Origin of the sequence: Mycobacterium sp. UM_WGJ, assembly GCF_000455125.1 — a bacterium.
GTDB lineage: Bacteria > Actinomycetota > Actinomycetes > Mycobacteriales > Mycobacteriaceae > Mycobacterium.
This window is the reverse complement of the sequence record NZ_AUWR01000035.1, coordinates 75862-99804: the sequence shown is the minus strand read 5'-3', so window position 1 is coordinate 99804 and position 23943 is coordinate 75862. Positions and strand designations below refer to the sequence as shown.

At 68.2% G+C, this 23943-nt stretch carries 15 protein-coding genes; 6 read left to right on the top strand and 9 right to left on the bottom strand.

Annotated features, from left to right (window positions below; all coding sequences use genetic code 11):
- On the bottom strand, positions 1–8814 hold an 8814-nt coding region (locus N416_RS23245), incomplete at its 3' end, for a hypothetical protein (RefSeq protein WP_369797601.1).
- Between the two features lie 847 nt (positions 8815–9661).
- On the opposite strand from N416_RS23245, the gene N416_RS0112395 reads away from it, so the two are divergent.
- Complete coding sequence (locus tag N416_RS0112395) at positions 9662–12811, top strand: LuxR C-terminal-related transcriptional regulator (RefSeq protein WP_051190250.1); 3150 nt, start codon at positions 9662–9664, stop codon at positions 12809–12811.
- Positions 12812–12833: 22 nt separating this feature from the next.
- On the opposite strand, the gene N416_RS21590 is transcribed toward N416_RS0112395, so the two are convergent.
- From N416_RS21590 to N416_RS0112380, 3 genes are all read right to left on the bottom strand, one after another.
- Complete coding sequence (locus N416_RS21590; protein ID WP_036457835.1) at positions 12834–13799, bottom strand: fatty acid desaturase; 966 nt, start codon at positions 13797–13799, stop codon at positions 12834–12836.
- Between the two features lie 181 nt (positions 13800–13980).
- Positions 13981–14886 (bottom strand): SDR family oxidoreductase, encoded by a 906-nt coding sequence (locus tag N416_RS0112385; protein ID WP_024442425.1) that lies wholly within the window; start codon positions 14884–14886, stop codon positions 13981–13983.
- Between the two features lie 28 nt (positions 14887–14914).
- A complete protein-coding gene (locus tag N416_RS0112380) occupies positions 14915–15679 on the bottom strand; it encodes an SDR family oxidoreductase (protein ID WP_024442424.1) in 765 nt (254 codons plus the stop codon).
- A 78-nt stretch (positions 15680–15757) separates the two neighbouring features.
- On the opposite strand from N416_RS0112380, the gene echA20 reads away from it, so the two are divergent.
- The 4 genes from echA20 to ipdC are packed head-to-tail and all read left to right on the top strand — an operon-like array spanning position 15758 to position 19210.
- Positions 15758–16513, top strand: coding sequence for a (7aS)-7a-methyl-1,5-dioxo-2,3,5,6,7,7a-hexahydro-1H-indene-carboxyl-CoA hydrolase (gene echA20 / locus N416_RS0112375; protein ID WP_024442423.1), 756 nt, complete (start codon positions 15758–15760; stop codon positions 16511–16513).
- On the top strand, positions 16513–17394 hold the full coding sequence (ipdA, locus tag N416_RS0112370) for a cholesterol ring-cleaving hydrolase subunit IpdA (protein ID WP_024442422.1): 882 nt from the start codon (positions 16513–16515) through the stop codon (positions 17392–17394). Before echA20 ends, ipdA begins: the two co-directional genes overlap by 1 nt.
- The gene (gene ipdB / locus N416_RS0112365; RefSeq protein ID WP_024442421.1) at positions 17391–18143 is read left to right on the top strand and encodes a cholesterol ring-cleaving hydrolase subunit IpdB; all 753 of its coding nucleotides are present in this window, start codon (positions 17391–17393) and stop codon (positions 18141–18143) included. The genes ipdA and ipdB overlap by 4 nt, the downstream gene beginning before the upstream one ends.
- A complete protein-coding gene (ipdC, locus tag N416_RS0112360; protein WP_024442420.1) occupies positions 18140–19210 on the top strand; it encodes a (3aS,4S,5R,7aS)-5-hydroxy-7a-methyl-1-oxo-octahydro-1H-indene-4-carboxyl-CoA dehydrogenase in 1071 nt (356 codons plus the stop codon). Before ipdB ends, ipdC begins: the two co-directional genes overlap by 4 nt.
- A gap of 15 nt (positions 19211–19225) precedes the next feature.
- Here the strand turns inward: ipdC and N416_RS0112355 are convergent, their stop codons facing one another.
- The 3 genes from N416_RS0112355 to N416_RS0112345 all read right to left on the bottom strand — a co-directional run bounded on the left by N416_RS0112355 (position 19226) and on the right by N416_RS0112345 (position 21366).
- The gene (locus N416_RS0112355; RefSeq protein ID WP_024442419.1) at positions 19226–20143 is read right to left on the bottom strand and encodes an endonuclease domain-containing protein; all 918 of its coding nucleotides are present in this window, start codon (positions 20141–20143) and stop codon (positions 19226–19228) included.
- A gap of 122 nt (positions 20144–20265) precedes the next feature.
- Positions 20266–20655 carry a VOC family protein gene (locus N416_RS0112350; RefSeq protein WP_024442418.1) on the bottom strand — a complete coding sequence of 130 codons (390 nt, stop codon included), beginning with the start codon at positions 20653–20655 and terminating at the stop codon, positions 20266–20268.
- A 24-nt stretch (positions 20656–20679) separates the two neighbouring features.
- Positions 20680–21366 carry a DUF899 family protein gene (locus N416_RS0112345; RefSeq protein ID WP_024442417.1) on the bottom strand — a complete coding sequence of 229 codons (687 nt, stop codon included), beginning with the start codon at positions 21364–21366 and terminating at the stop codon, positions 20680–20682.
- 85 nt (positions 21367–21451) lie between these two features.
- Here N416_RS0112345 and N416_RS0112340 point away from each other — a divergent pair, with 85 nt between their 5' ends.
- Positions 21452–22054 (top strand): TetR/AcrR family transcriptional regulator, encoded by a 603-nt coding sequence (locus N416_RS0112340; RefSeq protein ID WP_024442416.1) that lies wholly within the window; start codon positions 21452–21454, stop codon positions 22052–22054.
- 18 nt (positions 22055–22072) lie between these two features.
- Here N416_RS0112340 and N416_RS0112335 read toward each other — a convergent pair whose 3' ends face one another.
- Together N416_RS0112335 and fadA6 are read right to left on the bottom strand one after the other, a co-directional pair.
- Positions 22073–22747 (bottom strand): TetR/AcrR family transcriptional regulator, encoded by a 675-nt coding sequence (locus N416_RS0112335; protein ID WP_024442415.1) that lies wholly within the window; start codon positions 22745–22747, stop codon positions 22073–22075.
- Between the two features lie 11 nt (positions 22748–22758).
- Complete coding sequence (gene fadA6 / locus N416_RS0112330) at positions 22759–23943, bottom strand: steroid 3-ketoacyl-CoA thiolase FadA6 (RefSeq protein ID WP_024442414.1); 1185 nt, start codon at positions 23941–23943, stop codon at positions 22759–22761.

The window sequence follows — 23943 nt, the reverse complement described above, 5'->3', positions numbered from 1 at the left end:
GGCCGCACCATCAACACCGTTGCCGCCCTTACCGCCGGCGCCACCGTTGCCACCGGAGCCGGTACCAGCCCGGTCAACACCGTTGACCTCCAAGCCGCCCAGGCCGCCATTGCCGCCCTTGCCACCGTCACCACCGGCGACACCATTGACGTCAGCGACCGTGCCGTTGGCACCGTCGGTGCCCCTGGCGCCGTCGCCACCGTTGCCGCCGACACCGGCCGCACCGTCGGTGCCGTTGGCGGCATGGTTGCCACCGCCGCTGTCACCGCCGGCTCCGCCGGCACCGGCGTTGCCACCGGCGCCGCCGTCCTGGCCGTCGCCGCCGCCTGTGGAACCGTTGGAGCCGTTGGCCCCGTTGCCGCCGTTGCCGCCGTTGCCGCCGAGCCCGCCGACCCCGTGGTCGCCGTCGATGTGGCCGGTACCTGCGGCACCGCCGCTACCGCCGGCACCGCCGTTTCCGCCATTGCCGCCGTCAGCGCCCGGGGTCTGGCCGTTGAGGCCATTGAAGCCGTTGCCGCCGGCGCCGCCGTCGCCTCCGGTACCGCCGTCGCCCTGGTTGAGCTGCGTACCGTCGCCGGCGAAGCCACCGGCGCCGCCGTTACCGCCGGCACCGCCGGCACCGCCGGCCGTGCCGTCGATGCTTCCGGCCGTGCCGTTGGTACCGATGTAGCCGCGGCCACCGTCGGCGCCGTCTCCACCGATGCTGCCGTTACCGGCCTGCCCGTTGGCGCCGGTCGTGCCGTCACCGTTGTCGCCGCCGGCACCCGCCGCGCCTGCGCTGCCGCCAGCACCACCGGCTCCACCGTTACCACCATCGAGGTGGCTCGCGGTGCCGTTGGCGCCCTTGCCGCCGTTACCGGCGTTACCGGCGCTACCGCCGTTGCCGCCGGTACCGCCGGCGCCGTGGACGCCGTCAGTGGCACCGTTCAGGCCGATACCGGCGTTACCACCGGCCGCACCTGCGCCACCCGCGCCGCCATTACCGGCGTCACCGCCTTGGCCACCGTCACCGTTGTCACCACCGGCGAAGGTTCCGGTAGCGCCCTTGGCTCCGTCGCCGCCGTTACCGCCGTTACCGCCGTTACCGCCCAGGCCGCCGCTACCAGCGTGGTAGCCGACACCGCTGCCGGCACCGCCGTCACCGCCCTTACCGCCTGCGCCGCCGGCCTCACCGTCGCCGCCGGCCTCACCCGGCTGAGTTCCGCTGCCACCGTTGGCACCGTTGGGGCCGTTCGGGCCGGGCAGGCCATCGCCGCCGTAACCACCGTTGCCACCATTGCCCTCACCCGTGGCACTGCCGCCGGTACCACCGTCGCCGCCGTGCTGCCCGCCGTCACCGCCGTCACCGGCGTTGCCACCGTTACCGGTCTCGGTGCCACCGTCGCCACCGTCGCCACCGTTGCCACCGTTGCCGGTCTGGCCAGTGCCACCGTTACCGGCATTGCCACCATTGCCGTTGGCGCCGGCGTCGCCGCCACCACCGCCGGAACCGCCGTCGTGGTCGCCGTTGCCGCCGTTGCCGCCGTTGCCGCCGTTGCCGGTGTCGGTGCCACCGGCACCACCGGTTCCACCGGAGCCGCCATTGGAGTTGTCACCGTGGCCATCGCCACCGTTACCGGCATTGCCGCCATTGCCGTGGCTGCCGGCGTCGCCACCGTTACCGCCGTTGCCGCCATCGCCATCGGGGTTCGTGTAGCCGTTACCGCCATCGCCGCCATCGCCCGACGGCGTTCCTTCGGCACCGTCGCCACCGTCGCCACCGTCGCTACCGGTGCCTCCAGCGCCACCGGTACCGGCGCCACCGCCGGAACCACCGGACCCGGCGTTGCCGGTGTCGCCACCCTTACCGCCGCTGCCACCGTCGGGGTTGGTGGCGTCGCCGTCGGCACCCTTGCCGCCGCTGCCAGCCGAGCCAGCGTTGCCCCCGGCACCACCGTCGCCGCCATTGCCGTTGTTTCCGGCGTTGCCGTTGCTGGCACCGCCGCCGTTGCCGCCGGAACCACCGGCGCCACCGGTACCACCCGAGCCACCGTTGCTGCCGGCGCCACCGTCGGCGCCGGGAGTGGTGGCGTCGTCGCCGTCTGCTCCGGAACCACCGTTGCCGGCCTCGCCACCACTGCCGGCGTTGCCACCGCCACCACCGTTGCCCACGACCGAACCGCCTGCGCCACCAGCGCCACCGTTGCCGCCGGCGCCACCGTTGGTGCCGTCGCCACCAGCTTGCGACGGGTCGGTGCTGTTGCTGCCGTCGGTGCCGTTGGAGCCCGAACCGCCGTTGCCGCCCTGTCCACCGTTGCCGTGGTCACCGGCGTTACCACCAGCACCACCGTTGCCACCAGAGGTCCCCGGCGCAGCATTCGGGTCGGTGGAGGCGTCATAGCCGTCACCACCGGCGCCACCGTCACCACCGGCGCCCGCCGTGCCATCAGTGCCGTCGTTGCCGGCCGTGCCGGTGCCGCCGGCACCGCCGCTGCCCGCCGAACCACCGGTTGCACCCTGGCCGATGGCGCCGTCGTTACCGCCGTCACCGCCCTTGCCGCCATCGGGGTTGGTGGCGTCGCCGTCCGCGCCCTTACCGCCGTTACCGCCGACACCGGCGTTGCCGCCATTACCGCCGTTACCGCCGTCGCCGTTGGCGCCCGCCGAACCGTTGGTCGCCGAGCCGCCGCTACCGCCCGTACCGGCCTTGCCACCGGCTCCGGCGTCGCCGCCGACACCGCCGTTGCCACCGTCCTGGCCGGGGTCAGTGGCGTCTGAACCGTTGGCACCCGTTCCACCGGAGCCACCGTTACCGCCGTTGCCGGCCACACCACCAGCGCCGCCGTCACCGATGACGGATCCGCCCTTACCACCGGAGCCACCGTTACCGCCGGAGCCACCGGCAGTACCGGAGTCACCGGCGTTGCCGTTGCCGTCGCCGTCGGTGCCGCTGCCGTTCGCGCCGGTGCTGCCGTCGGTGCCGCTACCGCCGTTGCCGCCCAGGCCACCGTTGCCGTGGTCACCGGCGTTACCACCAGCACCACCGTTGCCACCAGAGGTCCCCGGCGCAGCATTCGGGTCGGTGGAGGCGTCATAGCCGTCACCACCGGTGCCGCCGTTGCCCTGGGTACCCGACGGGATGCCCCCGTCCTGGCCGTCGGTACCGTCGGTCAGGCCGCTACCGCCAGTGCCACCGGCACCGCCAGCGGCGGCGTTTCCGCCCTGGCCACCATTGCCACCGTCGGGGTTCTCCGCGGTGCCGTGCGCACCCGCGCCGCCGTCTCCGGCCTTGCCGGAATCTGCGCCATTGCCCGCGTTGCCGCCAGCGCCTTCGCTGCCCGCCTTACCGTGTGCAGAACTACCGGCTGCGCCGCCCGCGCCGCCGTCGCCGCCGCCACCACCTGTGCCGGCGCTGCCGCCCGTTCCGCCGTTACCGTCACCGCCGTTGTCGAACGTGCCGTCCGCACCGGTGGCCCCATTGCCACCGACACCACCGTCAGCGCCGACACCACCGGCCCCACCGTTACCACCATCGCCGGCAATCGATCCGCCGGCACCACCGGCGCCTCCGGCGCCGCCCTTACCGCCCGATCCGCCGGTCTGACCGGCGTCGCCCGGGTTTTCGCCGTTGCCACCGACACCACCGGCTGCGCCATTGCCGGCGTCGCCGCCGTTACCACCATTGCCGTGGTCACCAGCCGCACCACCGGCACCGCCGTTGCCGCCGGACGTTCCCGGCGCGGCGGTCGGATCGGACGCGGCGTCGTAGCCGGCCCCACCGTTACCACCGTTGCCACCGCTGCCCGGGGTGTTACCTGCCGATCCGTTGTTGCCTGTGGTCGCACCGGACCCACCGGTTCCGCCGCCGCCGCCGACACCGACATTGCCACCGTGGCCGCCCGCGCCGCCGTCGGGGTGAGCTGCCGTGCCGTCAATACCGTCGCCACCGTCACCGGGAGCACCGCCGTTACCGCCGTTACCGGCATTGCCGCCGGCTCCGGTGGTGCCACCACCGGCACCGCCGTTACCACCGGTACCGCCGCCACCGCCGTTACCGCCCGCGAATCCGTCAGCGTGCTCGTCATTGCCGTTGTTGCCGTCGAAGCCGGCACCGCCCTGACCACCCTGACCACCGACGCCACCGTTGCCGTCGGTCGCGTGGCCGCCGCCGACTTCTTGGCCACCGGCACCACCCGCGCCACCGTTACCGCCGTTGCCGCCGGTGGTGCCGTCCACGTTGTCCCGGTCGCCGTTGGCGCCGTCCATGCCGGCGCCACCCGCGCCGCCGTTACCGCCGGTGCCAGCAGCACCATTGCCGCCGTTGACGCCCTGCTGACCGCCGCCGGAATCACCGCCCTTGCCGCCGGCCCCGGCGTTGCCGCCGTTACCACCGGCGCCACCGTCGTAGCCGCCCACGTGCTCGGCGTCCCCGTTGGCACCGTTGGATCCGTCGGCACCATTACCGCCGTTACCACCATTGCCGCCAGCACCGCCGACACCGTGATCACCGGTGGCTGCACCGGTGCCACCCACACCACCGGCGCCACCATCGCCACCGGTACCGCCGGACGTACCGTCACCGCCCGGGTTGGTGCCGTTGGCACCGTTGAAGCCGCTACCACCACGGCCACCGGCACCACCGGCGCCGCCGTTGCCGTCGGTCGCCTGTGTGGTGCCGTCAGCTTGCAGACCGCCCTGGCCGCCCTTGCCACCGGAACCGCCGGCCGCGCCCGCAGTGCCGTTGATGTTGTCTGCGGTGCCGTTCACGCCGTCCAGGCCGGTGCCACCGACACCGCCATTACCGCCCTGACCGGCAATACCGGAATTACCGCCGGCAGCCTGGTTGCCGCCGCCACTGTCGCCACCAGCGCCGCCCTTGCCGGCGTTGCCACCAGCACCACCGTCTTGACCGGCGTAACCCGCCTGGTGGGTCGCGTCGCCGTCGGCACCGTTGGCGCCGTCTGCGCCTGCGCCGCCGTTGCCGGCGTTGCCGCCGACGCCACCGACACCATGGGCACCGGCCTGGGTGCCGGTGCCGCCGACGCCGCCGGCACCACCAGCGCCACCATTGCCGCCGCGGGTGCCGTCAGCACCCGGCTCGTTGCCATTGGTGCCGTTGATGCCGTTGCCGCCGCGGCCGCCCAAGCCACCGGCACCACCATTACCGGTGACAGCCTGGGTGGTGCCGTCAGCTTCTAGGCCGCCTTGGCCGCCGTTACCCCCGGCGCCGCCGGCAGCACCCGCCGTTCCGTCGGGATTCTGCGCGGTGCCGTTGGTGCCGTCGAGTCCGGTGCCGCCGGTGCCGCCGTTGCCGCCCTTGCCGGCGGTGCCGTCACTGCCCGCTGCGGCGGTGGTGCCGTTGCCGTTGTCCCCACCGGCGCCGGCGATACCGGCGTTACCGCCCTTGCCGCCGTCTTGACCGGCATAGCCGGCAGCGTGCTGGGCGTCACCGTTGGCGCCGTCGGCGCCATCGGCGCCGGCACCACCATTGCCGGCGTTACCCCCGACCCCGCCAGCACCGTGAGCACCGGTCGTACTGCCACTACCCCCGCCACCACCAGCACCACCGGCACCACCATTGCCACCGCGGGTGCCATCAGCACCGGGGGCATCCCCATTGGCACCGTTGAAGCCACTACCACCGCGGCCACCGCCACCACCGGCACCACCAGCACCATCGGCGGCCTGGGTGATGCCGTCCGCCTCTAGACCACCCTGGCCACCATTACCGCCGGCGCCACCAGCAGCACCAGCAGTGCCGTCGGGGTTGGCCGCCGTGCCGTTGACACCATCAAGACCGGTACCACCAAGACCACCGGCACCGCCCTTACCGGCCGCACCGTCACTGCCATCAGCGGCAGTGGTGCCGTTACCACTGTCGCCACCAGCACCCCCAACACCGGCATTACCACCGGCGCCGCCATCACCACCGGCGTAGCCGGCGGTGTGCTCAGCATTGCCGTTAGCGCCGTTAGCGCCAGCCGCACCGTTACCACCATTGCCGGCGTTACCCCCGACACCACCGGCACCGTGAGCACCCTCAACGGTGCCGGTACCGCCGACACCGCCGGCACCACCAGCACCACCGTTGCCACCACGAATGCCCTCAGCACCCGGAGCGTCACCGTTGGCACCGTTAAAACCGTTGCCGCCGCGACCGCCGAGGCCGCCGGCACCACCATTGCCAGTGACAGCCTGGGTCACACCGTCGGCTTCGAGACCACCCTGGCCACCATTACCGCCGGCCCCACCAGCAGCACCAGCGGTGCCATCAGGATTGTCGAGGGTGCCATTGACCCCATCGAGGCCGGCGCCCCCGACACCACCATTGCCGCCGATCCCAGCAACACCATCGCTGCCGCTGGCCGAAGCGGTACCGCCACCACTGTCACCGCCGGCACCCCCCTTACCGGCGTTACCACCATTGCCACCATCTTGGCCGGCATACCCGCCCGCGTGCTCCCCGTCACCACCGGCACCATCACCACCATCGGCACCGTTACCACCGTTACCACCGTTGCCGCCGAGGCCACCGATACCGTGCGTACCGTCGATGCTTCCGTGCCCGCCCTGGCCACCGTGACCGCCGGCGCCACCATCACCGGCATTGGTGCCATCACCACCCGGGGCCAACCCATTGAACCCGTTGAAACCGTTCCCGCCGGCGCCACCGTCACCACCGGCGCCACCAACACCCTGAGCGGCGTTGGAACCATCAGCCTGCAGGCCACCAACGCCACCATCACCACCATCACCACCAGCGCCACCACCGGTGCCATTAATGCTGTCGGCGACACCATTGGTGCCCAAGAAGCCATCCCCACCGGCCCCACCATTGCCGCCGACGCTGCCCGACCCATCGAGCCCATCAGCGGCCTGGCCGATGCCATCACCATTGGTGCCGCCGGTACCGCCGGCACCGAAGTCCCCACCCTTGCCACCGACACCACCAGCGGCGCCATCAGGATGCTCAGCGGTACCCGCCGCGCCCTGCCCACCAGCACCGGCCGTCCCGGCATTGCCACCATCGCCAGCACCACCACCGACACCGGCACCACCGGCAGCACCGTTGCTGGCACTACCGGCCGCACCCCCAGCACCACCATGACCACCAGCACCACCATTGCCGGCATCGCCACCAGCACCACCGATGCCATCGCCGCCCTCAGCGAACGACCCGACGGCTCCATCAGCACCAGCACCACCGCCGCCACCGGCGGCGCCCTTACCCCCGCCGCCACCGGAGCCGGCGTTGCCGACCACCGAACCACCCGAGCCGCCGGCACCGCCGGCACCACCGGCACCACCGTTGCCACCCGAAACTCCGGAGCCACCCGCGAGGCTGGCATCGGCACCAGTCAGACCGGCGAAACCGTCACCACCGAGGCCACCGGTAGCGCCGTTGCCGTGCGCACCGCCATCACCACCGACACCACCATTGCCACCGGAGGCGCCATCACCATTAGCCAAGACGCCGGTGCCGTGACCGCCGGCACCACCGACACCACCATTGCCACTGATCCCCGTCGGCACCAGCCCATCCGCACCCGGCCGGCCCGCGTTACCCCACAACCAGGCCATGAACTTCTCACCCGCAGCACCACCAAGACCGGCCACCGTACCGATCTGGCCGCCCGCGCCACCATCGCCACCATTGCCGCCACCGAGAACACCATCACCACCGAGACCGCCGGCGCCACCATCGCCAGCCAAGCCCGCATTACCGCCCACACCACCATCACCGGCAGCACCGAAGTGCCCACCCACACCACCAACACCACCACGGCCACCGGCGCCACCATCGCCACCAACCCCACCCACACCACCATTGCCGCCGACATCATCGAGGCTGGCCGCCCCAACACCACCGGCACCACCAACACCACCGGTGCCACCGACACCACCAGCACCACCCAGGCCACCAATACCCAGCACAAACCCAGCCGCGCCACCGGCACCACCATTGCCACCCAGGCCACCGGCCAGAGCATCCCCACCAGCGGTGCCGTTCAGGGCCCCCAAAACACCATCGATACCCGCAGTGCCCGCGGCGCCGACCGCACCAGCGCCACCAGCGCCACCAGCGCCACCAAAGCCGAACAAGCTGACGACATCGCCACCGGCACCACCATTGCCACCGGCTACCAGCGCATCAATCGAAGCCCCACCCGCACCACCAGCGCCACCATCACCGAACAACCAACCACCCACACCACCGGCGCCACCATCGCCGCCCTCAACACCGACCCCACCGGTGCCGCCGTTACCGAACATCCCCGCAGCGCCACCCACACCACCGACACCACCAGCAATCCCGGCCACCCCCGCAGCACCGACACCACCATCACCGAACAAGAACCCGCCATCACCAAGGTTGCCGAACCACCCGGTGGAACCGAAGATCGTGTCATTAGCCCCGGTGAAGCCATCAACACCGTTACCGATCAACTCCCGACCGAACAAGTCCACAAACGGCTGGTTGATCAAGTCCAAAAACTGCTGGTTACCAGCAATAAAATCCTGCGTCAGGTCATACAGCGGCAGATACAAGTTCTCGTGATAGAACGACGCCACCGCCAGATCGAACTGCTCAAACGCATCGATGATGAAGCCACCGTCAGCCGCACCCGGCTCACCCCACCCCGCCCACAACGCCGAACCCGGATCCGACAACTCCGACCAAAACACCGGATCCAACAAATCAAAACCATCAGCCGACGCCACCGGCGCCGACCCCACCCCAAACGCCAAAAACGCCGCCACAGCACTCGACGCACCCACCACACGCCGACCCGCTACGCCCCGATCGGACGAACGAACAAATTTGCTAGACATCCGACGGCTCATGACGACCCTCTCATAATTTCCGCTAAGCATTCACGCAGGTTCAAATTATGGCCTTCTGTTCACTTATCGCCAACTCAGGCGACGTTTACGTGTCCGAAACCACACCTGGATAGGCTTTGTGACGCAGGGCAAGGGCAAGAAATGCCTGGCAGAAGCGCCAGATGGCGCTGCGGATCGATTTCATGTGACGTTGATCACAGTAGAAAATGATGAACCATTGGCAAGAAATTGAGATTTACTTCACAGAATTCAGCAGCACGCACACGCGTTTCCTGTGTCACCCAGAAGGCCACGCAGGAAACGGATCAAATATTCAATTGCAGTTTGCTGACACGCCAAATTCGGCAGAAACAAGGCGCCGAATTCGGGCCCTGACGACGGTCCCCGGGCTCGCGCTGAGCGCACCCTGGGCGTCCGTGCTGCCGCTGCCCGAGATCAGCAGATCGCGATCAAGTGAAGATGGGCGGAATAGGCCCGCCGCGAGGCGGCGGACTGGGAAAGCGCAGCTCTGCCACCCTTACTGTGCGGCACGGCGCCACCGGAGAGCATCGGCAAAAATGCTGAAATCGCGCTGGTATCGTGGCCCGAGACTTGGCGGTAAAAATACCTAGCTGACCGGAAGCAAGCCTTACGACTGCACAACTGCACGGATGCACTGCTGATCCATCCGGGGGGAATGGAGGGCTTGCTAGCTTGCGCGAGCATCCTTGCCTCTGAGAGACGGTAGATGATGACGAACGCGAGCGCGGCACTTTCGCCGCCTTCCCCCCCGCGAACGGTCCTCGTGGTCAGCCCCGGAGACGCCCGACCTCAATGGCAACCCCCCACGGAGTCGTTGACCACCGGTCTCTCCTGGCTCGAAGCCACGCTCTCCGACATCGTTGCCGCCCACCGTGGTGAACGCCTGCTGGAACGGGACCACAACGACAAGTTCGCCGTCGGGTTCGCCGACGCCACTGATGCGGCGGCGTGTGCCATAGCCTTGCAGCACGCCCCCTCGGCACCGATCCGTCCGCGGATCGCGTTGCACGCCACCCAGGTCTCGGTGGCCGAGCCCAGTGCACACCCGCAGTCGCTGGTGAATCGTGCCGCACGCCTGTGCGATCTGGCCCATAGCGGTCAGACGTTGTTGTCGGAGACGGCCCAGCCGTTTCTGGCTGATCGACTCCCGCCAGAGGCTTGGCTAATCGACCTGGGCGTGTTTCGACTGCGTGGCATTCCGTATCCGGAGCGAGTAGCCCAGCTCTGCCACCGCGGGCTTGCTACCGAGTTTCCGCCGCTTCGCACCGGAAGTGCGTTACACGAGAACTACTTTCCGACGCCGCTGACGAGTTTCGTCGGACGCGATGCGGAGATGCTCGAGCTTCGTAGGCTGGTTGATAGCAACCGTCTTGTGACGCTGACCGGCTCCGGCGGAGTCGGCAAGACACGGCTCGCGCTGCAACTGGCCGAGGAGTTTGTCGACCGGTTCCGCGATGGGGCATGGTGCGTGGATCTGGCGCCGATCACCGATCCGGAGCTGCTGCCGGAACGCGTGACCCACAGGTTGGGCCTGCCTGATCGACCGGACCACTCGCCGGTCGACACCTTGGTGCGCTACCTCGCAGACCGGCAATTGCTGTTGGTGCTCGACAATTGTGAGCATCTGCTGGCCGCCTGCGCGCAACTGACCGCCACGCTGTTGGCCGCCGGCACAGAGCTGACCATCGTGGCGACGAGTCGCGCACCCATCGGGGTGGCCGGCGAAGTGACCTGGAAAACCCCGTCGCTCTCGCTCGTCGACGAGGCTGTCGAGTTGTTCCGGCAGCGCGCTCGGCTGGTCCGGCCGAGTTTCACCGGCACCGATGGCGACACCGCTTTGGTGACCGAAATCTGTCGTCGCCTGGACGGGGTTCCGTTGGCCATCGAGCTCGCCGCAACACGGGTTCGGGCGTTGTCACTGGCCGAGATCGCCGACGGGCTCGACGAGCGCTTCCATCTGTTGACCGGTGGTGCGCGCACGGTGGTTCCGCGCCAGCAGACCCTGCGAGCTTCAGAGGACTGGTCGCACGACTTGTTGAGCGAGCCCGAGCGCGTTGTGTTTCGCCGTTTGGCGCCATTTAGGGGCGGTTTCGACCTCGACGCCGCCCACGCCGTCGCCGGCGGCACGGACCTGCCGCGCGGGCTGATCATCGACAAACTCACCCAGCTGGTCGACAAATCGCTGGTGATAGCTGACAGTACCGGCGATTCGACGCGCTTCCGGATGTTGCAGACCGTGCAGCAGTACGCCCTGGAGAAGCTCGAGAAGGCCGGAGAATCCGAAGCTATCCGGGCGCGCCACCGTGATCACTACACCACCCTGTTCGGCTCCGAGGTGACCGCCGGATATGGCTGGCACATCGCTCAGGCGGAACTCGAGATCGACAACATCCGGGCCGCCTTCACCTGGAGCCGCGACCACGGCGACCTGGAGCTTGCCGCGCGCCTCGCGTCATCGCTGCTCCCGCTGTGGATCCATAGTCGGACCTTGGAAGGCCTGGCATGGTTCAACGCGATGCTCGCCGTCGGGGCCACCATGTCGCCTGGCGCGCGTGCCCGGACACTCGCCGACAAAGCGATCTTCGACGCATTGATCGGAAACTACGGGCAGGCTCAGCAAGCAGAGGAAGCGGTCTCCATCGCCCGGGATCTCGACGAGCCGGGACTGCTCGCCTGGGCGCTGGCCGCCTGCGGCTTCACCTGTAGCTACAGCCCCGAACTCGCCCTGCCTTACTTCGAGCAGGCCATTGCGCTGTCTCCTGACATGAACGACGACTGGCGGTTGAGCCAGATCTACGGCGTGCAGGCGTATTCGGCGTTCGTGGCCGGCGACCTCGATACGATGCGGCGTGCCGCGGAGAACGGCGCAGCACTCGGTGACGCGGTCGGTGACTGGTCGGTGGCGCGACTGTGCCGCCTTTGCCTAGGACTGGCCCACCTGCACCGCGCGGAGCTCACGATGGCAATCGAGCAGGCCCGGCAGGTGGCGACGGAGGCCGAGGCGGCACACGACCCACTGTTCGGCGCCCAGAGCCTGACGCTTCTAGCTGAAGCCCTTGCGTGCCAAGGTGATACCCGGCGGGCGCGTGCGGCGGCCGATGCATGCGTCGAGGCCGCCGCCGAGCTCATCGACTTCCACCGCGCGTTCGGGTTCGGCGCGGTGACAGACACCCTGTTGGCCGCCGGCGACGTACCCGGGGCTGTCAGCGCAGCTGACGCGGCTTGCGAAGCATGTGCGCTGCCCCAACTATTGGCAATCAACGGCAATCCGCTCGCTCGCGCGGCGCTGGCATCCGGTGACCTGGCCGCCGCGCGTCGTTGGGCTGACGAGGCGCTGTCGGTGGGCTCGGGGATCCACCGGATATTGCTGCTGGAGATACGTGGCCAGGTGGCCATGGCCGAGGGCGAGTTCGAGCAGGCCGAACGAGACGCGAGGGACGCGCTGGCCATCGCGGCGGACACTGAGGCGCTCCTGGGCACCCCCGACCTGATCGAACTGCTGGCCGCGGTGGCCACGGCCGCAGGCCGACTCCACGATGCAGCACGGCTGATCGGCTCAGCTGCGGGCATCCGTGAGCGCACCGGCGCGGTCCGCACCAAGGTCTACGACGCCGGCTATCAGGCCACCGTCAACTCGCTACGAGAGGCCATGCCGCAGAACGATTTTGAGCGTTGTTGGGATCAGGGTAATGCACTGTCGACGGCTGATGCCATCGCTTACGCATGCCGTGGCGACGCAAAGGGCAGAAGCGCCTCCAAACGCCCGTCCAGCGGTTGGGGTTCGCTGACGCCGGCCGAGCGCAATATTGTCCGGCTCATCAGTGCCGGCCTTCGTGACAAGGAGATCGCCGCAGAACTGAGCGTCTCGCCCCGTACGGTGCACTCGCACCTGAACCGGATCTACACCAAGCTCGATATCTCGTCCCGCTTGCAACTCGCTCACGAAGCGGCGCTAAACACCTGACAGCGGCGTAGCCGTGCCGGCGTCAGGCGATGCGGGACTCGAGCTCGACCTGCGCCCAGCGCTTGAAATGCCGGTGTTCCTCGGCGTTGAGTTCCCGGCCGAACACGGTGGTGACGGCAGCGTGGTGCTCCAGGTAGAGGTCCTCGTTGCGTCGCCACGCCGGCAGGTAGCGGTAGAACGGCAGCCAGGGATGGAGATGGTGGATCAGGTGGTAATTCTGAGACAGCATCAACGGCGCGAGCAGCCATTCCATCCCGACCCGAAGACGACTGGCGCGATAACGATCCTCACGCTGCGTGATGTCGATCCCGTGGTGCGGCAACCAGTCGAAGGCCCATCCGATGATGAAAAGACCGAGGCGCTGCGGGATCAACACGACCTCGGCAAGCAGCCAGAAGTGGTCGGTGAGGATCGCCGCGACGGTCATGGCGATGGTCAACGAGAACAGCACCGACGTTTCGGCGAGCTCGGCAATCGGACGCCGCCACGAATGGCGGACCCGCGGCCACAGCTTGCGGACGTACCAGGTCGCATTGAACAGGTCCATCAGCGCCCAGCGGAACGGCAGCTGCCAGGTGGGCGCATGGGTGGCGAACATATCGGGATCGCGCTCGGGATCATTGGTGTGACGGTGGTGCTCACCGTGGACATAGCCGAACGCCGGCAACGAGAACGGCAGCACCACCAACAGCCAAGCCACCCGGCCGACCACCGCGTTCACCCAGCGCACCGAGCAGAACGAGCGGTGCAGGGCTTCGTGCGCCACCGAGAACAGCACGTAGGTGACCAAGGTGCTCAGCGGTATGACGACCCAAGCCGAAAGCGATCCGCGGGCGGCGCCGATGGCTACCAATACGAATACGGTGATGCCGACCACCCCGAGCACGAAGGTGGGCCACGAGAAGCTCGGTACGCCCTCACCGGGGTGCGGATGCCGCTGTCGTCGGACTGCCGTGGGTGGGTGGTCGTCCACCTCGAGCACCGACACGAGACCTCCAGCAGCTGGACATGGACATGAGCGCATCACCTAAGAGCAGGTGAAAGATTACGTCGCTGTCCGATGAGGGGAGGGCCGCAACGCGTACTTGTCCGGCTAAGTAAGTATCACAATATTGACGCTCGCGTATAACACTGCTGGTCCGCGCATCGGGACTTTCATCCGTTGCGGTCTAAGCCCCGTAAACCGGCACGGGTGTCCGCGCCTTGGCCAGCAGGTCGGTGACGACCGGCCCCAGCTCGGCGGGATCCCATTTGGCGCCCTTGTCGACCTGCGGCCCGTGCGCCCAGCCCTCGGCGACGCGGATCTTGCCACCTTCGACCTCGAAGACCTTGCCGGTCACGTCGCGCGACTCGACGCTGCCCAGCCAGACCACCAGCGGGCTGACATTCTCCGGGGCCATGGTGTCGAACGCCGCGTCCTGGGTGGCCATCATGTCGGCGAAGACGGTCTCGGTCATGCGGGTACGGGCCGACGGCGCGATGGCGTTGGCGGTGACTCCGTAGCGGCCCATCTCAGCGGCGGCTACCAGGGTCAGCGCGGCGATGCCTGCCTTGGACGCGCTGTAGGTGGCCTGACCGACGCTGCCCTGCAGGCCGGCGCCGGAGCTGGTGTTGATGATCCGGGCGTCGACAGTCTCGCCGGCCTTGGACTTGGCCCGCCAATACGCGGCAGCGTGCTTCATGGTGGCGAAGTGACCCTTGAGGTGCACCGCGGTGACGGCGTCGAATTCCTCTTCGGTGGCGTTGGCGAACATCCGGTCGCGGACGATGCCGGCGTTGTTCACCAGCACGTCGAGCGTGCCGTAGGTGTCGACTGCCTGCTTGATCAGAGCCTCGGCCTGGCCCCAGTCGGCGACGTTCGAGCCGTTGGCCACGGCTTCGCCGCCGGCTGCGACGATCTCGTCGACCACGCTCTGGGCAGCACTGCCGCCGCCGGCCGGCGAGCCGTCCAGCCCGACACCGATGTCGTTGACCACGACCCGGGCGCCCTCGGCGGCAAAGGCCAGCGCGTGCGCCCGCCCGATTCCGCCGCCCGCTCCGGTGACGATGACCACGCGGCCGTCGAGAAGTCCCATCAGTGCTGTCTCCTTTTTCGGGGTCGACCTATTTATTGGCGCTAGATGCGTCGAGGTAGGCGGGGTTCTCTCCGCCACCGTGCACGGTCAGGCTGGCACCAGTGACATAGGACGCCAGATCGGAACTCAAAAATGCGGCTGTCCAACCGATTTCGGATGGCTTGGCCAGCCGGCCCAACGGCACGGTGGCGCCGACGGCGGCCACCGATTCGGCGTCGCCGTAGAACAGCTCGGACTGCTCGGTCTCGACCATGCCGACCACGATCGAGTTGATCCGCACCTTCGGCGCCCACTCGACGGCCAACGAGGTGGTCAGGCTGTCCACCCCGGCCTTGGCCGCGCCGTAGGCCGCGGTTCCCGGTGACGGCCGGCAGCCGCTGACACTGGTGATGTTGACGATCGAGCCCCCGCCGTCCTGGGTCTGCATGACGGCGTTGGCGTGCGTGGACACGAGCAGGGCGCTGATCAGGTTCAACTCGATGATCTTGCGACTGAAGTTGGCTGACGCATCGGCGGCCAGCGCGAACGGAGACCCGCCGGCATTGTTGACCACGATGTCGATCCGGCCGTGAGCGGCCACGATCGCTTCGATCAGGCCCTTGACCGCGTCGTCGTCGCGAACGTCGCAGGAATGGAATTCATACGGCAGGCCCTCCACCGGACGCCGGGCGCAAGTCACCACCGTCGCACCCTGATCGGCGAAGACGGCACTGATGCCCGCGCCGACGCCGCGCACCCCGCCGGTCACCAGGACCACCTTGCCGGTCAATCCGAGGTTGATCGCATCACCCACTGTGCTAGCGTACCAAGCAAGTGCTTGCTTAGGTAGCTTAGGTACTCCAAGGCCCCAATACGACAGGGAAGTCCGCCCATGCCGATCACATCCACAACCGTCGAACCGGGGATCGTCGCGGTCACCGTCGACTACCCACCGGTCAACGCGCTGCCGTCGCGGGCCTGGTTCGAGCTCGGCGAGGTCATCACGGCCGCCGGCAAGGACATGTCCACCCACGTGGTGATCCTTCGCGCGGAGGGCCGCGGATTCAACGCCGGGGTGGACATCAAGGAAATGCAGAACACCGAGGGCTTCACCGCCCTGATCGACGCCAACCGTGGTTGCTTCGCGGCATTCAAGGCCGTCTATGAGTGCGCGGTGCCGGTGGTCGCCGCGGTCAACGGCTTCTGCGTGGGCGGCGGGATCGGCCTGGTCGGCAACGCCGACGTGATCGTGGCCTCTGACGACGCCAAGTTCGGTCTGCCCGAGGTGGAGCGCGGCGCCCTCGGTGCGGCCACCCACCTGTCCCGGCTGGTGCCGCAGCACATGATGCGCCGGTTGTTCTACACCGCGGCCACCGTCAACGCCGCCACCCTGCACCAGTACGGATCGGTGCACGAGGTGGTGCCGCGCGACGAGCTCGACGAGGCCGCGCTGCGGGTGGCCCGCGATATCGCCGCCAAGGACACTCGGGTGATCCGGGCGGCCAAGGAAGCGCTGAACCTCATCGACGTGCAGAAGGTCAACTCCAGCTACCGCATGGAGCAGGGCTTCACCTTTGAGCTCAACCTCTCCGGTGTCGCCGACGAACACCGCGACGAGTTCGCCGGTACCGAGAAGGGCAAGAAGTAATGGCTTCGAAGATCACCACTCTCGACGACGCCGTCTCCGAGCTGCGCGACGGCATGACCGTCGGTATCGGCGGCTGGGGCTCGCGGCGTAAGCCGATGGCGTTCGTGCGCGCCATCCTGCGCACCGACGTCAAGGACCTCACCGTAGTGACCTACGGCGGACCGGACCTGGGTCTGCTGTGTTCGGCGGGCAAAGTGCGCCGGGCCTACTACGGGTTCGTCTCCCTGGACTCGCCGCCGTTCTACGACCCGTGGTTCTCCAAGGCCCGCACCACCGGGGCCATCGAGGCCCGCGAGATGGACGAGGGCATGCTGCGCTGCGGACTGCAGGCCGCCGCCCAGCGGCTGCCGTTCCTGCCGATCCGCGCCGGGCTGGGCAGCTCGGTGATCGACTTCTGGGAGGGCGAGCTCAAGACCGTCACCTCGCCGTACCCGACGGACGGCGCCCACGAGACCCTGGTCGCGATGCCGGCCCTGAACCTGGACGCCGCGTTCGTGCACCTGAACCTCGGCGACGCCCGCGGCAACGCCGCCTACACCGGCATCGATCCGTACTTCGACGACCTGTTCCTGATGTCGGCGCAGCGCCGTTTCCTGTCGGTGGAGAAGATCGTGCCCACCGAAGAGCTGATCGCCAGCACCTCGCCGCAGACCCAGGTGATCAACCGGATGATGGTGGACAAGGTGGTGGAGGCCCCGGGTGGCGCCCACTTCACCATCGGGGCAGCCGATTACGGCCGCGACGAGAAGTTCCAGCGGCACTACGCCGAAGCCGCCAAGTCCGACGAGACCTGGGCGGAATTCAAGGCCACCTACCTGTCCGGTAGTGAAGACGACTACCAGGCGGCGGTTAAGGCATTCGGAGCGGAGGCACAAGCATGACCGACTCACCCACTCGCGCCGAGATCTGCGCCGTCGCCTGCGCCGAGCTGTTCCGCGACGCCGGCGAGATTATGGCAAGCCCGATGGCTACCGTGCCCTCGGTCGGCGCCCGGCTGGCCCGCCTCACCTTCTCCCCCGACCTGGTGCTCACCGACGGGGAGGCCCGCATTCTGGCCGACACCCCGGCGATCGGCAAGGTCGGACCGCTGGAAGGCTGGATGCCGTTCAACCGGGTCTTCGAAACCTTGTCCTGGGGCCGGCGCCACGTGATCATGGGTGCCAACCAGATCGACCGCTACGGCAACCAGAACCTGTCGGCGTTCGGCCCGCTGCAGCAGCCCACCCGGCAGATGTTCGGGGTGCGCGGGGCGCCGGGCAACACCATCAACCACACCACCAGCTACTGGGTGGGCGCGCACTCGTCGCGGGTGTTCTGCCAGGCCGTCGACATCGTCTCCGGCATCGGCTACGACAAGGTGGACCCGTCGAACCCGGCGTTCCGCTTCTTCAACCTGGGCGGCGTGGTGACCAACCTCGGGGTGTTCGACTTCAATGGCCCCGACCACCAGATGCGCGCGGTCTCGCTGCACCCCGGCGTCACCGCCGACGAGGTCGCCGAGAACACCTCGTTCGAGGTGCACGGCCTGGCCGACGCGGCGACGACTCGGTTGCCCGAGGTCGAGGAGCTTCAGTTGATCCGCGAGGTCATCGACCCGAAGTCGTTGCGAGACAAAGAAGTGCGGGCATGAGCCGGTTGAAGACCCCGCTGACCGAACTGGTCGGCATCGAACACCCGGTGGTGCAGACCGGCATGGGCTGGGTGGCCGGCGCCCGACTGGTCTCGGCCACCGCCAACGCCGGCGGCCTGGGCATCCTGGCCTCGGCGACCATGACGATCGACGAGTTGGCCGCCGCGATCTCCAAGGTGAAGTCGGCCACCGACAAGCCGTTCGGCGTCAACATCCGCGCCGACGCATCCGACGCCGGTGACCGGGTGGATCTGATGATCCGCGAGGGCGTCAAGGTGGCGTCGTTCGCGCTGGCCCCCAAAGCCGAGCTGATCGCCAAGCTCAAAGAGGCGGGCTCGGTGGTGATCCCGTCGGTCGGTGCGGCCAAGCACGCCAAGAAGGTGGCGTCCTGGGGCGCCGACGCGGTGATCGTGCAGGGCGGCGAGGGCGGCGGGCACACCGGTCCGGTCGCCACCACGCTGCTGCTGCCTTCGGTGCTTGACGCCGTCGCCGGTACCGGGGTTCAGGTGATCGCCGCCGGCGGGTTCTTCGACGGCCGCGGCCTGGCCGCCGCGCTGTCCTATGGTGCGACCGGTGTCGCGATGGGCACCCGATTCCTGCTGACCAGCGACTCCACTGTTCCGGACGCGGTCAAGCAGCGCTACTTGGCCGCTGACCTGAGCGGCACCGTGGTCTCCACCAGGGTCGACGGTATGCCACACCGGGTGCTGCGCACCGAACTGGTGGAGAAGCTCGAAAGCGGTTCGCGGGCACGCGGTTTCAGCGCCGCTATCCGCAACGCGGCGAAGTTCAAGAAGATGTCGCAGATGAGCTGGCCGACCATGGTGCGCGACGGACTGGCCATGCGGCATGGCAAGGAGCTCACCTGGTCGCAGGTGCTGATGGCCGCCAACACTCCGATGCTGCTCAAAGCCGGGCTCGTGGAAGGCAACACCGAAGCCGGTGTGCTGGCCTCGGGTCAGGTGGCGGGCATCCTGGACAGCCTGCCGTCCTGCGCGGAGCTGATCACCTCGATCGTCGACGAGGCGGTCGAGCAGCTGCGGGCGGCCAACTCCTTCATCGCCTGATCGCGAGCGCCAATCTCACGACGCGACATGCCGTGGCGGCGTCGCCAGATTGGCACCCGCGACCTGGCCGGGCCATCCGGCGGAATACATCGCCTCCTTCACCCGGGCAATCAACGTCCCGCGACGGTAACGCAGCAGCGCCGCGCTGACCCGGCTGATCACCCAGCCTTGGTCGGCGAGCGCTACCTGCCGGTCGATATCGCGCTGTCGCTGCCTGGGGTCCGTCCAGTGCTGTTGGCCGTCATATTCGATACCGACCTTGAACTGCGGGTATCCCATGTCCAGCCGCGCCACGAATCCGCCGTACTCGTCGCGCACCACGATCTGGGTCTCCGGGCGTGGCAACCCGGCGTCGATCAAGGCTAGGCGAGTCCCGGACTCCTGCGGAGATTCCGCACCACCGTCGACCAGTGGCAGCACACCCCGCAGCCGGGTCAGATCTCGTGCCCCGGGATGGGCAGCGATGACGGCCTCGACATCGGCGATCCCGACGCCGGTCGCGTTCGCCAACGAGTCGAGTCGCTGCAGGCTGACCAGCCGCGACCGGGTTCGCCGCCCGATGTCGAAAGCGGTGCGTGCCGGGACAGTGACCGCAATCCCGTCGACGGTCGTCACCTCGCCGGGCTTCAGGGTGTCACGGTGCACGACGAGCCTCGGCGGTGGCTGACGGCTGCCGTACACCAGCTCGGCGTCCAGCGCGCCACTCACCCACTTCGCGCCCAGCAGCGCCGCAGCCGAGGCACCCGCGACCACGCCGCGGCGGCGTGACCACAGCCACGCCGCCTCAGCCCGCTGCCGGGCGGTCAGCTCAATACCCCACGGCGCGTAAACCCCGGGGTAGACCGGTTGGTAAAGTGCCCGCATCGCCCGCTCGGGGATGGCCTTGGCAACCAGCGCCTCCTGCCCCAGGAATGGCCAGGCCAATTCGTCCACAGCCTGAAAGCCTGCCCGCTGGTGCCGATCCGCGCCGACACCCATCCACAAGCCCGCCGAGCGCCAATCTTACGACGCGACACGCTGGTGCTGCGCCGTGAGATTGGCGCTCGGCGCGGTGGTTAGACCTCGGCCACCATCAGGGTGTGGCCGGTCGGGTCGCGGAACCAGAACAGCGGCGGAACGGGGTCTCCCTGACGCATGATCTCTGCGTCGACATCGACTCCGAGTTCCCGCATCGCGGCCAGCGTGGCGTCGATGTCGTCGGTGGTCAGCGTGATGCCGGTGACGGCCGGCTCAACCGGACCGCTCTCCGGCGACGGCGGCGCCAGCGCAATGCCCGCCAGACCCTGCGGCGGGTAGACCTCGACCCACCGGTAGCCGTCGCCCATGTGGATGTCGGTGCGTTTCTCGAAGCCCAACGACTCGTAGAACGCGATGGCCTTGTCCTGGTCGACGGTGGGCACACAAACGAGGTTGATCGACTTCAAGCCGACCTTGGCGGTACTCATCTTGCTCCTTCTCGGTTCGGAACACTACGAACTGGCGCCATAGAGCTGCGCGAGTTCCGGCGAGCTGGCCCAGCGGCTGTAGGTGGGGCTCTGCGGCCAGCCGTCGGGTGAGTCCTGCCACTCTTCCTGGCGCCCGTAGGGCAGCACATCGAGCAACGAGAACACGTGGCCGAGCTGTTCGGTTCCGCGCCGGTTGGTATGCCAGGTGCGATATACCGCATTACCTTGCCGCAGAAACACATTCACCGCGAACTGCCCACCCGGCGGTGCCCCGACGTCAGCCCCGAACGAACTGTTGGCGGTGCTGTACCAGGCCATCTGATTGCCGACGCGCCGCTTGTAGGCGATCGCCTCGTCGATGGGCCCCTGCGTGACAATCACGAACCGCGCATCGTAGGCGGCCAGAAATTCGAGGCGGGTGAACTGCGAGACGAAACCGGTACATCCCGCGCACTGCCACTGCTGGCCCGGGGACCACATGTGGTGATAGACGATCAGCTGACTGTTGCCTTCGAACACCTCGGCCAGGCAGGCGGGCCCGCGTTCGCCCTCGAGCACGTAGTCGTCCATGGCGACCATCGGCAGACGGCGGCGCTGCGCGGCGATCGCGTCCAGCTCCCGGGTCGCCGCTTTCTCGCGGACACACAAGGCATCCAGTTCGCGCTGCCACGTCTGATGGTCCACCACCGGCGGCACCCCGACACCTGCCATCACGAGAACTCCCATTGCTATGTGTACAACGTCCACATTGACTATGTTCACACCGTACACTTTTTCCCGAGGGGGCTGTCAAGAGGTGACTGCGACAAAGACCGGCTATCACCATGGCGACCTGGGCGCGGCCCTGATAGACGCCGGTCTACAGCTGACCCGGCTCGGCGGTCCAGAGGCTCTCACGGTCCGGGAGGCGACCCGGCGCGTCGGGGTCTCCCCGAACGCCGCCTACCGCCACTTCGCCGACCGCGAGGCACTGTTGAAGGCCGTCGCAATCGCCATCGGCGAGCGGATGGCCGCTCGCATGTTGGTACCGGTGACCCGGCGCGGCACCGCAGCGAACCGGGCGCGCGATCAGCTCCGTGCGGTCGGACTGGGCTACATCGGTTTCGCGCTGGACGAGCCCGGGTGGTTCACCGTGGCCTTCTTCGGATCAGGGCTCACGTCAGTCGACGACGGAGCCCCGCCACCTTTTCGCGCGCTGGTCGACGCACTCGATGCGATGGCCGATGCCGGTGTGCTGCACGCGAACCGGCGTGCCGGAGCGGAGTGGCCGTGCTGGTCGGCCGTGCACGGATTCGCCGAGCTGGCCCTGCGCGGGCCGCTGCGCGGCGCGCCCCGCCCCGATCTGGATGCGCTGGCAGGGCGAACGGTCGACGACATCATCGCCGGTCTGACGGGGTGAATCGGCGACCGCGTGACTTCAGCTGGCCTGGGCCGGCAGATGGATCCCGTTGCTGACGGTGATCAGGAACGTGGTGAGGTCACGTGTGAGATCGTCGATCGATCGCGGCGGGTCGGTCTGGTGCAGAAAATCGGCGATGATCTCGAAAAGACCCCCGACGGTGGCCACCGCCATCGCCCGATAGTCGGGGGCCTCACCGTCCTGGGCCTTGCTGCGCCAGAACGACTCGATGAAGTTCGCGGCCCACCGACGGTTGGCCCGCCGTTGCGCCTCGACCCGTGGCGAGATTCCGGTGCTTTCCCGGAACGCGACGACAGCCACCCGAGGATCGACGACCAGCTCATGGGCGAACACCGTCAGCACGCGACGCACCGTCGCCTCTTCGGTCTCTTCAATGTCGTCGGGGGCGCCGTGAAGCAACTCCTCCTCGACTTTTGCCTCGATGCGCTCGCCGATCTCGTTCATCAGCGCCAGGTAACAGTCTTCCTTGCTGTCGAACAGTTCGTAGAACGCCTTGTTGCCGACGTAGGCCGTTTGGCAGATCTGCTCGATCGAGGTGTTGGCGTAACCGTCTCGGGCAAACAATTCGAATGCTGCGGTCAAAAGTTGCTCACGGCGCTGGGCTCGGCGCTGATCAGCGTCGAGCCCGCGAATCCGGCGTCCTCCTGGTGCCGTCGGAGGCGGTGTTTCCATAATTGAAGATTTTAGCCGCCCAGACGCTCGATGATCGTGACGTTAGCGGTGCCCCCGCCTTCGCACATCGTCTGCAAACCGTACCGGCCGCCGGTGCGCTCCAGTTCGTTGAGCATTGTGGTGAACAATTTGGCCCCGGTCGCCCCCAGCGGGTGACCCAGCGCGATCGCCCCGCCGTTGGGGTTGACCTTGGCCGGGTCGATCGGGAACTCCTTCATCCAGGCCTGCACCACCGGCGCAAACGCCTCGTTGATCTCAACGACGTCGATGTCGTCGATGCTCAGGCCGGTCTTTTCCAGCGCGTAGCGCGTCGCCGGAATCGGGCCGGTCAGCATGATCACCGGGTCGTCACCACGGGCGCTGATGTGGTGGATACGGGCGCGGGGGTTCAGGTTGTGGTCCTTGACCGCCTGCTCTGAGGCGAGCAGCACCGCAGCCGACCCGTCGCAGATCTGGCTGGAGAGCGCGGCGGTCAGCCGGCCGCCCTCGACCAACGTCTTGAGACCCGCCATCTTCTCCAGCGTGGACTCGCGCGGGCACTCGTCGATGTGGAACGAGCGGCCGTCCACCTCGACCGGGATGATCTCGTTGTCGAACCGGCCCTCGGCGATCGCGGTGAATGCCCGCTGGTGGCTCTGCAGCGCGAAGCGCTCCATGTCCTCGCGGGAGATGTCCCAGCGCTCGGCGATCATCTCCGCACCGCGGAACTGCGAGACCTCTTCGTCCCCGTAGCGCTCCAGCCACTTCTTCGACTCGTTGGTCGGGGAGGTGAAGCCGAATTGCTCGCCGACGACCATTGCCGACGAGATCGGGATCCAGCTCATGTTCTGCACGCCGCCGGCCACGATCAGGTCCGCGGTGCGCGACATGATCGCCTGCGCGCCGAAGGAGATGGCCTGCTGGGACGAACCGCACTGCCGGTCGACGGTCACCCCGGGTACCGCTTCGGGGAAGCCGGCCGCCAGCCACGCGAGCCTGCCGATGTTGCCGGCCTGGCCGCCGACGGCGTCCACGCAGCCGACGACCACATCGTCGACGGCGGCCGGGTCGACGCCGACACGGTCCAGCAGACCACTGAAAGCCAACGCGCCCAAGTCGATCGGGTGAATGCCGGCCAGCGAGCCGTTGCGCTTGCCGACGGCGGTGCGAACGGCGTCGATGACATACGCCTGGGAAACGTGCGCGACTTGTGACAT

Coding starts and splice junctions, on each gene's coding strand:
- N416_RS0112385 (WP_024442425.1), bottom strand. CDS start 14,886: ATGGGACTTCTCGACGGCCGCGTGGTCATCGTCACCGGAGCGGGCGGC.
- echA20 (WP_024442423.1), top strand. CDS start 15,758: ATGCCGATCACATCCACAACCGTCGAACCGGGGATCGTCGCGGTCACC.
- ipdA (WP_024442422.1), top strand. CDS start 16,513: ATGGCTTCGAAGATCACCACTCTCGACGACGCCGTCTCCGAGCTGCGC.
- ipdB (WP_024442421.1), top strand. CDS start 17,391: ATGACCGACTCACCCACTCGCGCCGAGATCTGCGCCGTCGCCTGCGCC.
- ipdC (WP_024442420.1), top strand. CDS start 18,140: ATGAGCCGGTTGAAGACCCCGCTGACCGAACTGGTCGGCATCGAACAC.
- N416_RS0112350 (WP_024442418.1), bottom strand. CDS start 20,655: ATGAGTACCGCCAAGGTCGGCTTGAAGTCGATCAACCTCGTTTGTGTG.
- N416_RS0112345 (WP_024442417.1), bottom strand. CDS start 21,366: ATGGCAGGTGTCGGGGTGCCGCCGGTGGTGGACCATCAGACGTGGCAG.
- N416_RS0112335 (WP_024442415.1), bottom strand. CDS start 22,747: ATGGAAACACCGCCTCCGACGGCACCAGGAGGACGCCGGATTCGCGGG.
- fadA6 (WP_024442414.1), bottom strand. CDS start 23,943: ATGTCACAAGTCGCGCACGTTTCCCAGGCGTATGTCATCGACGCCGTT.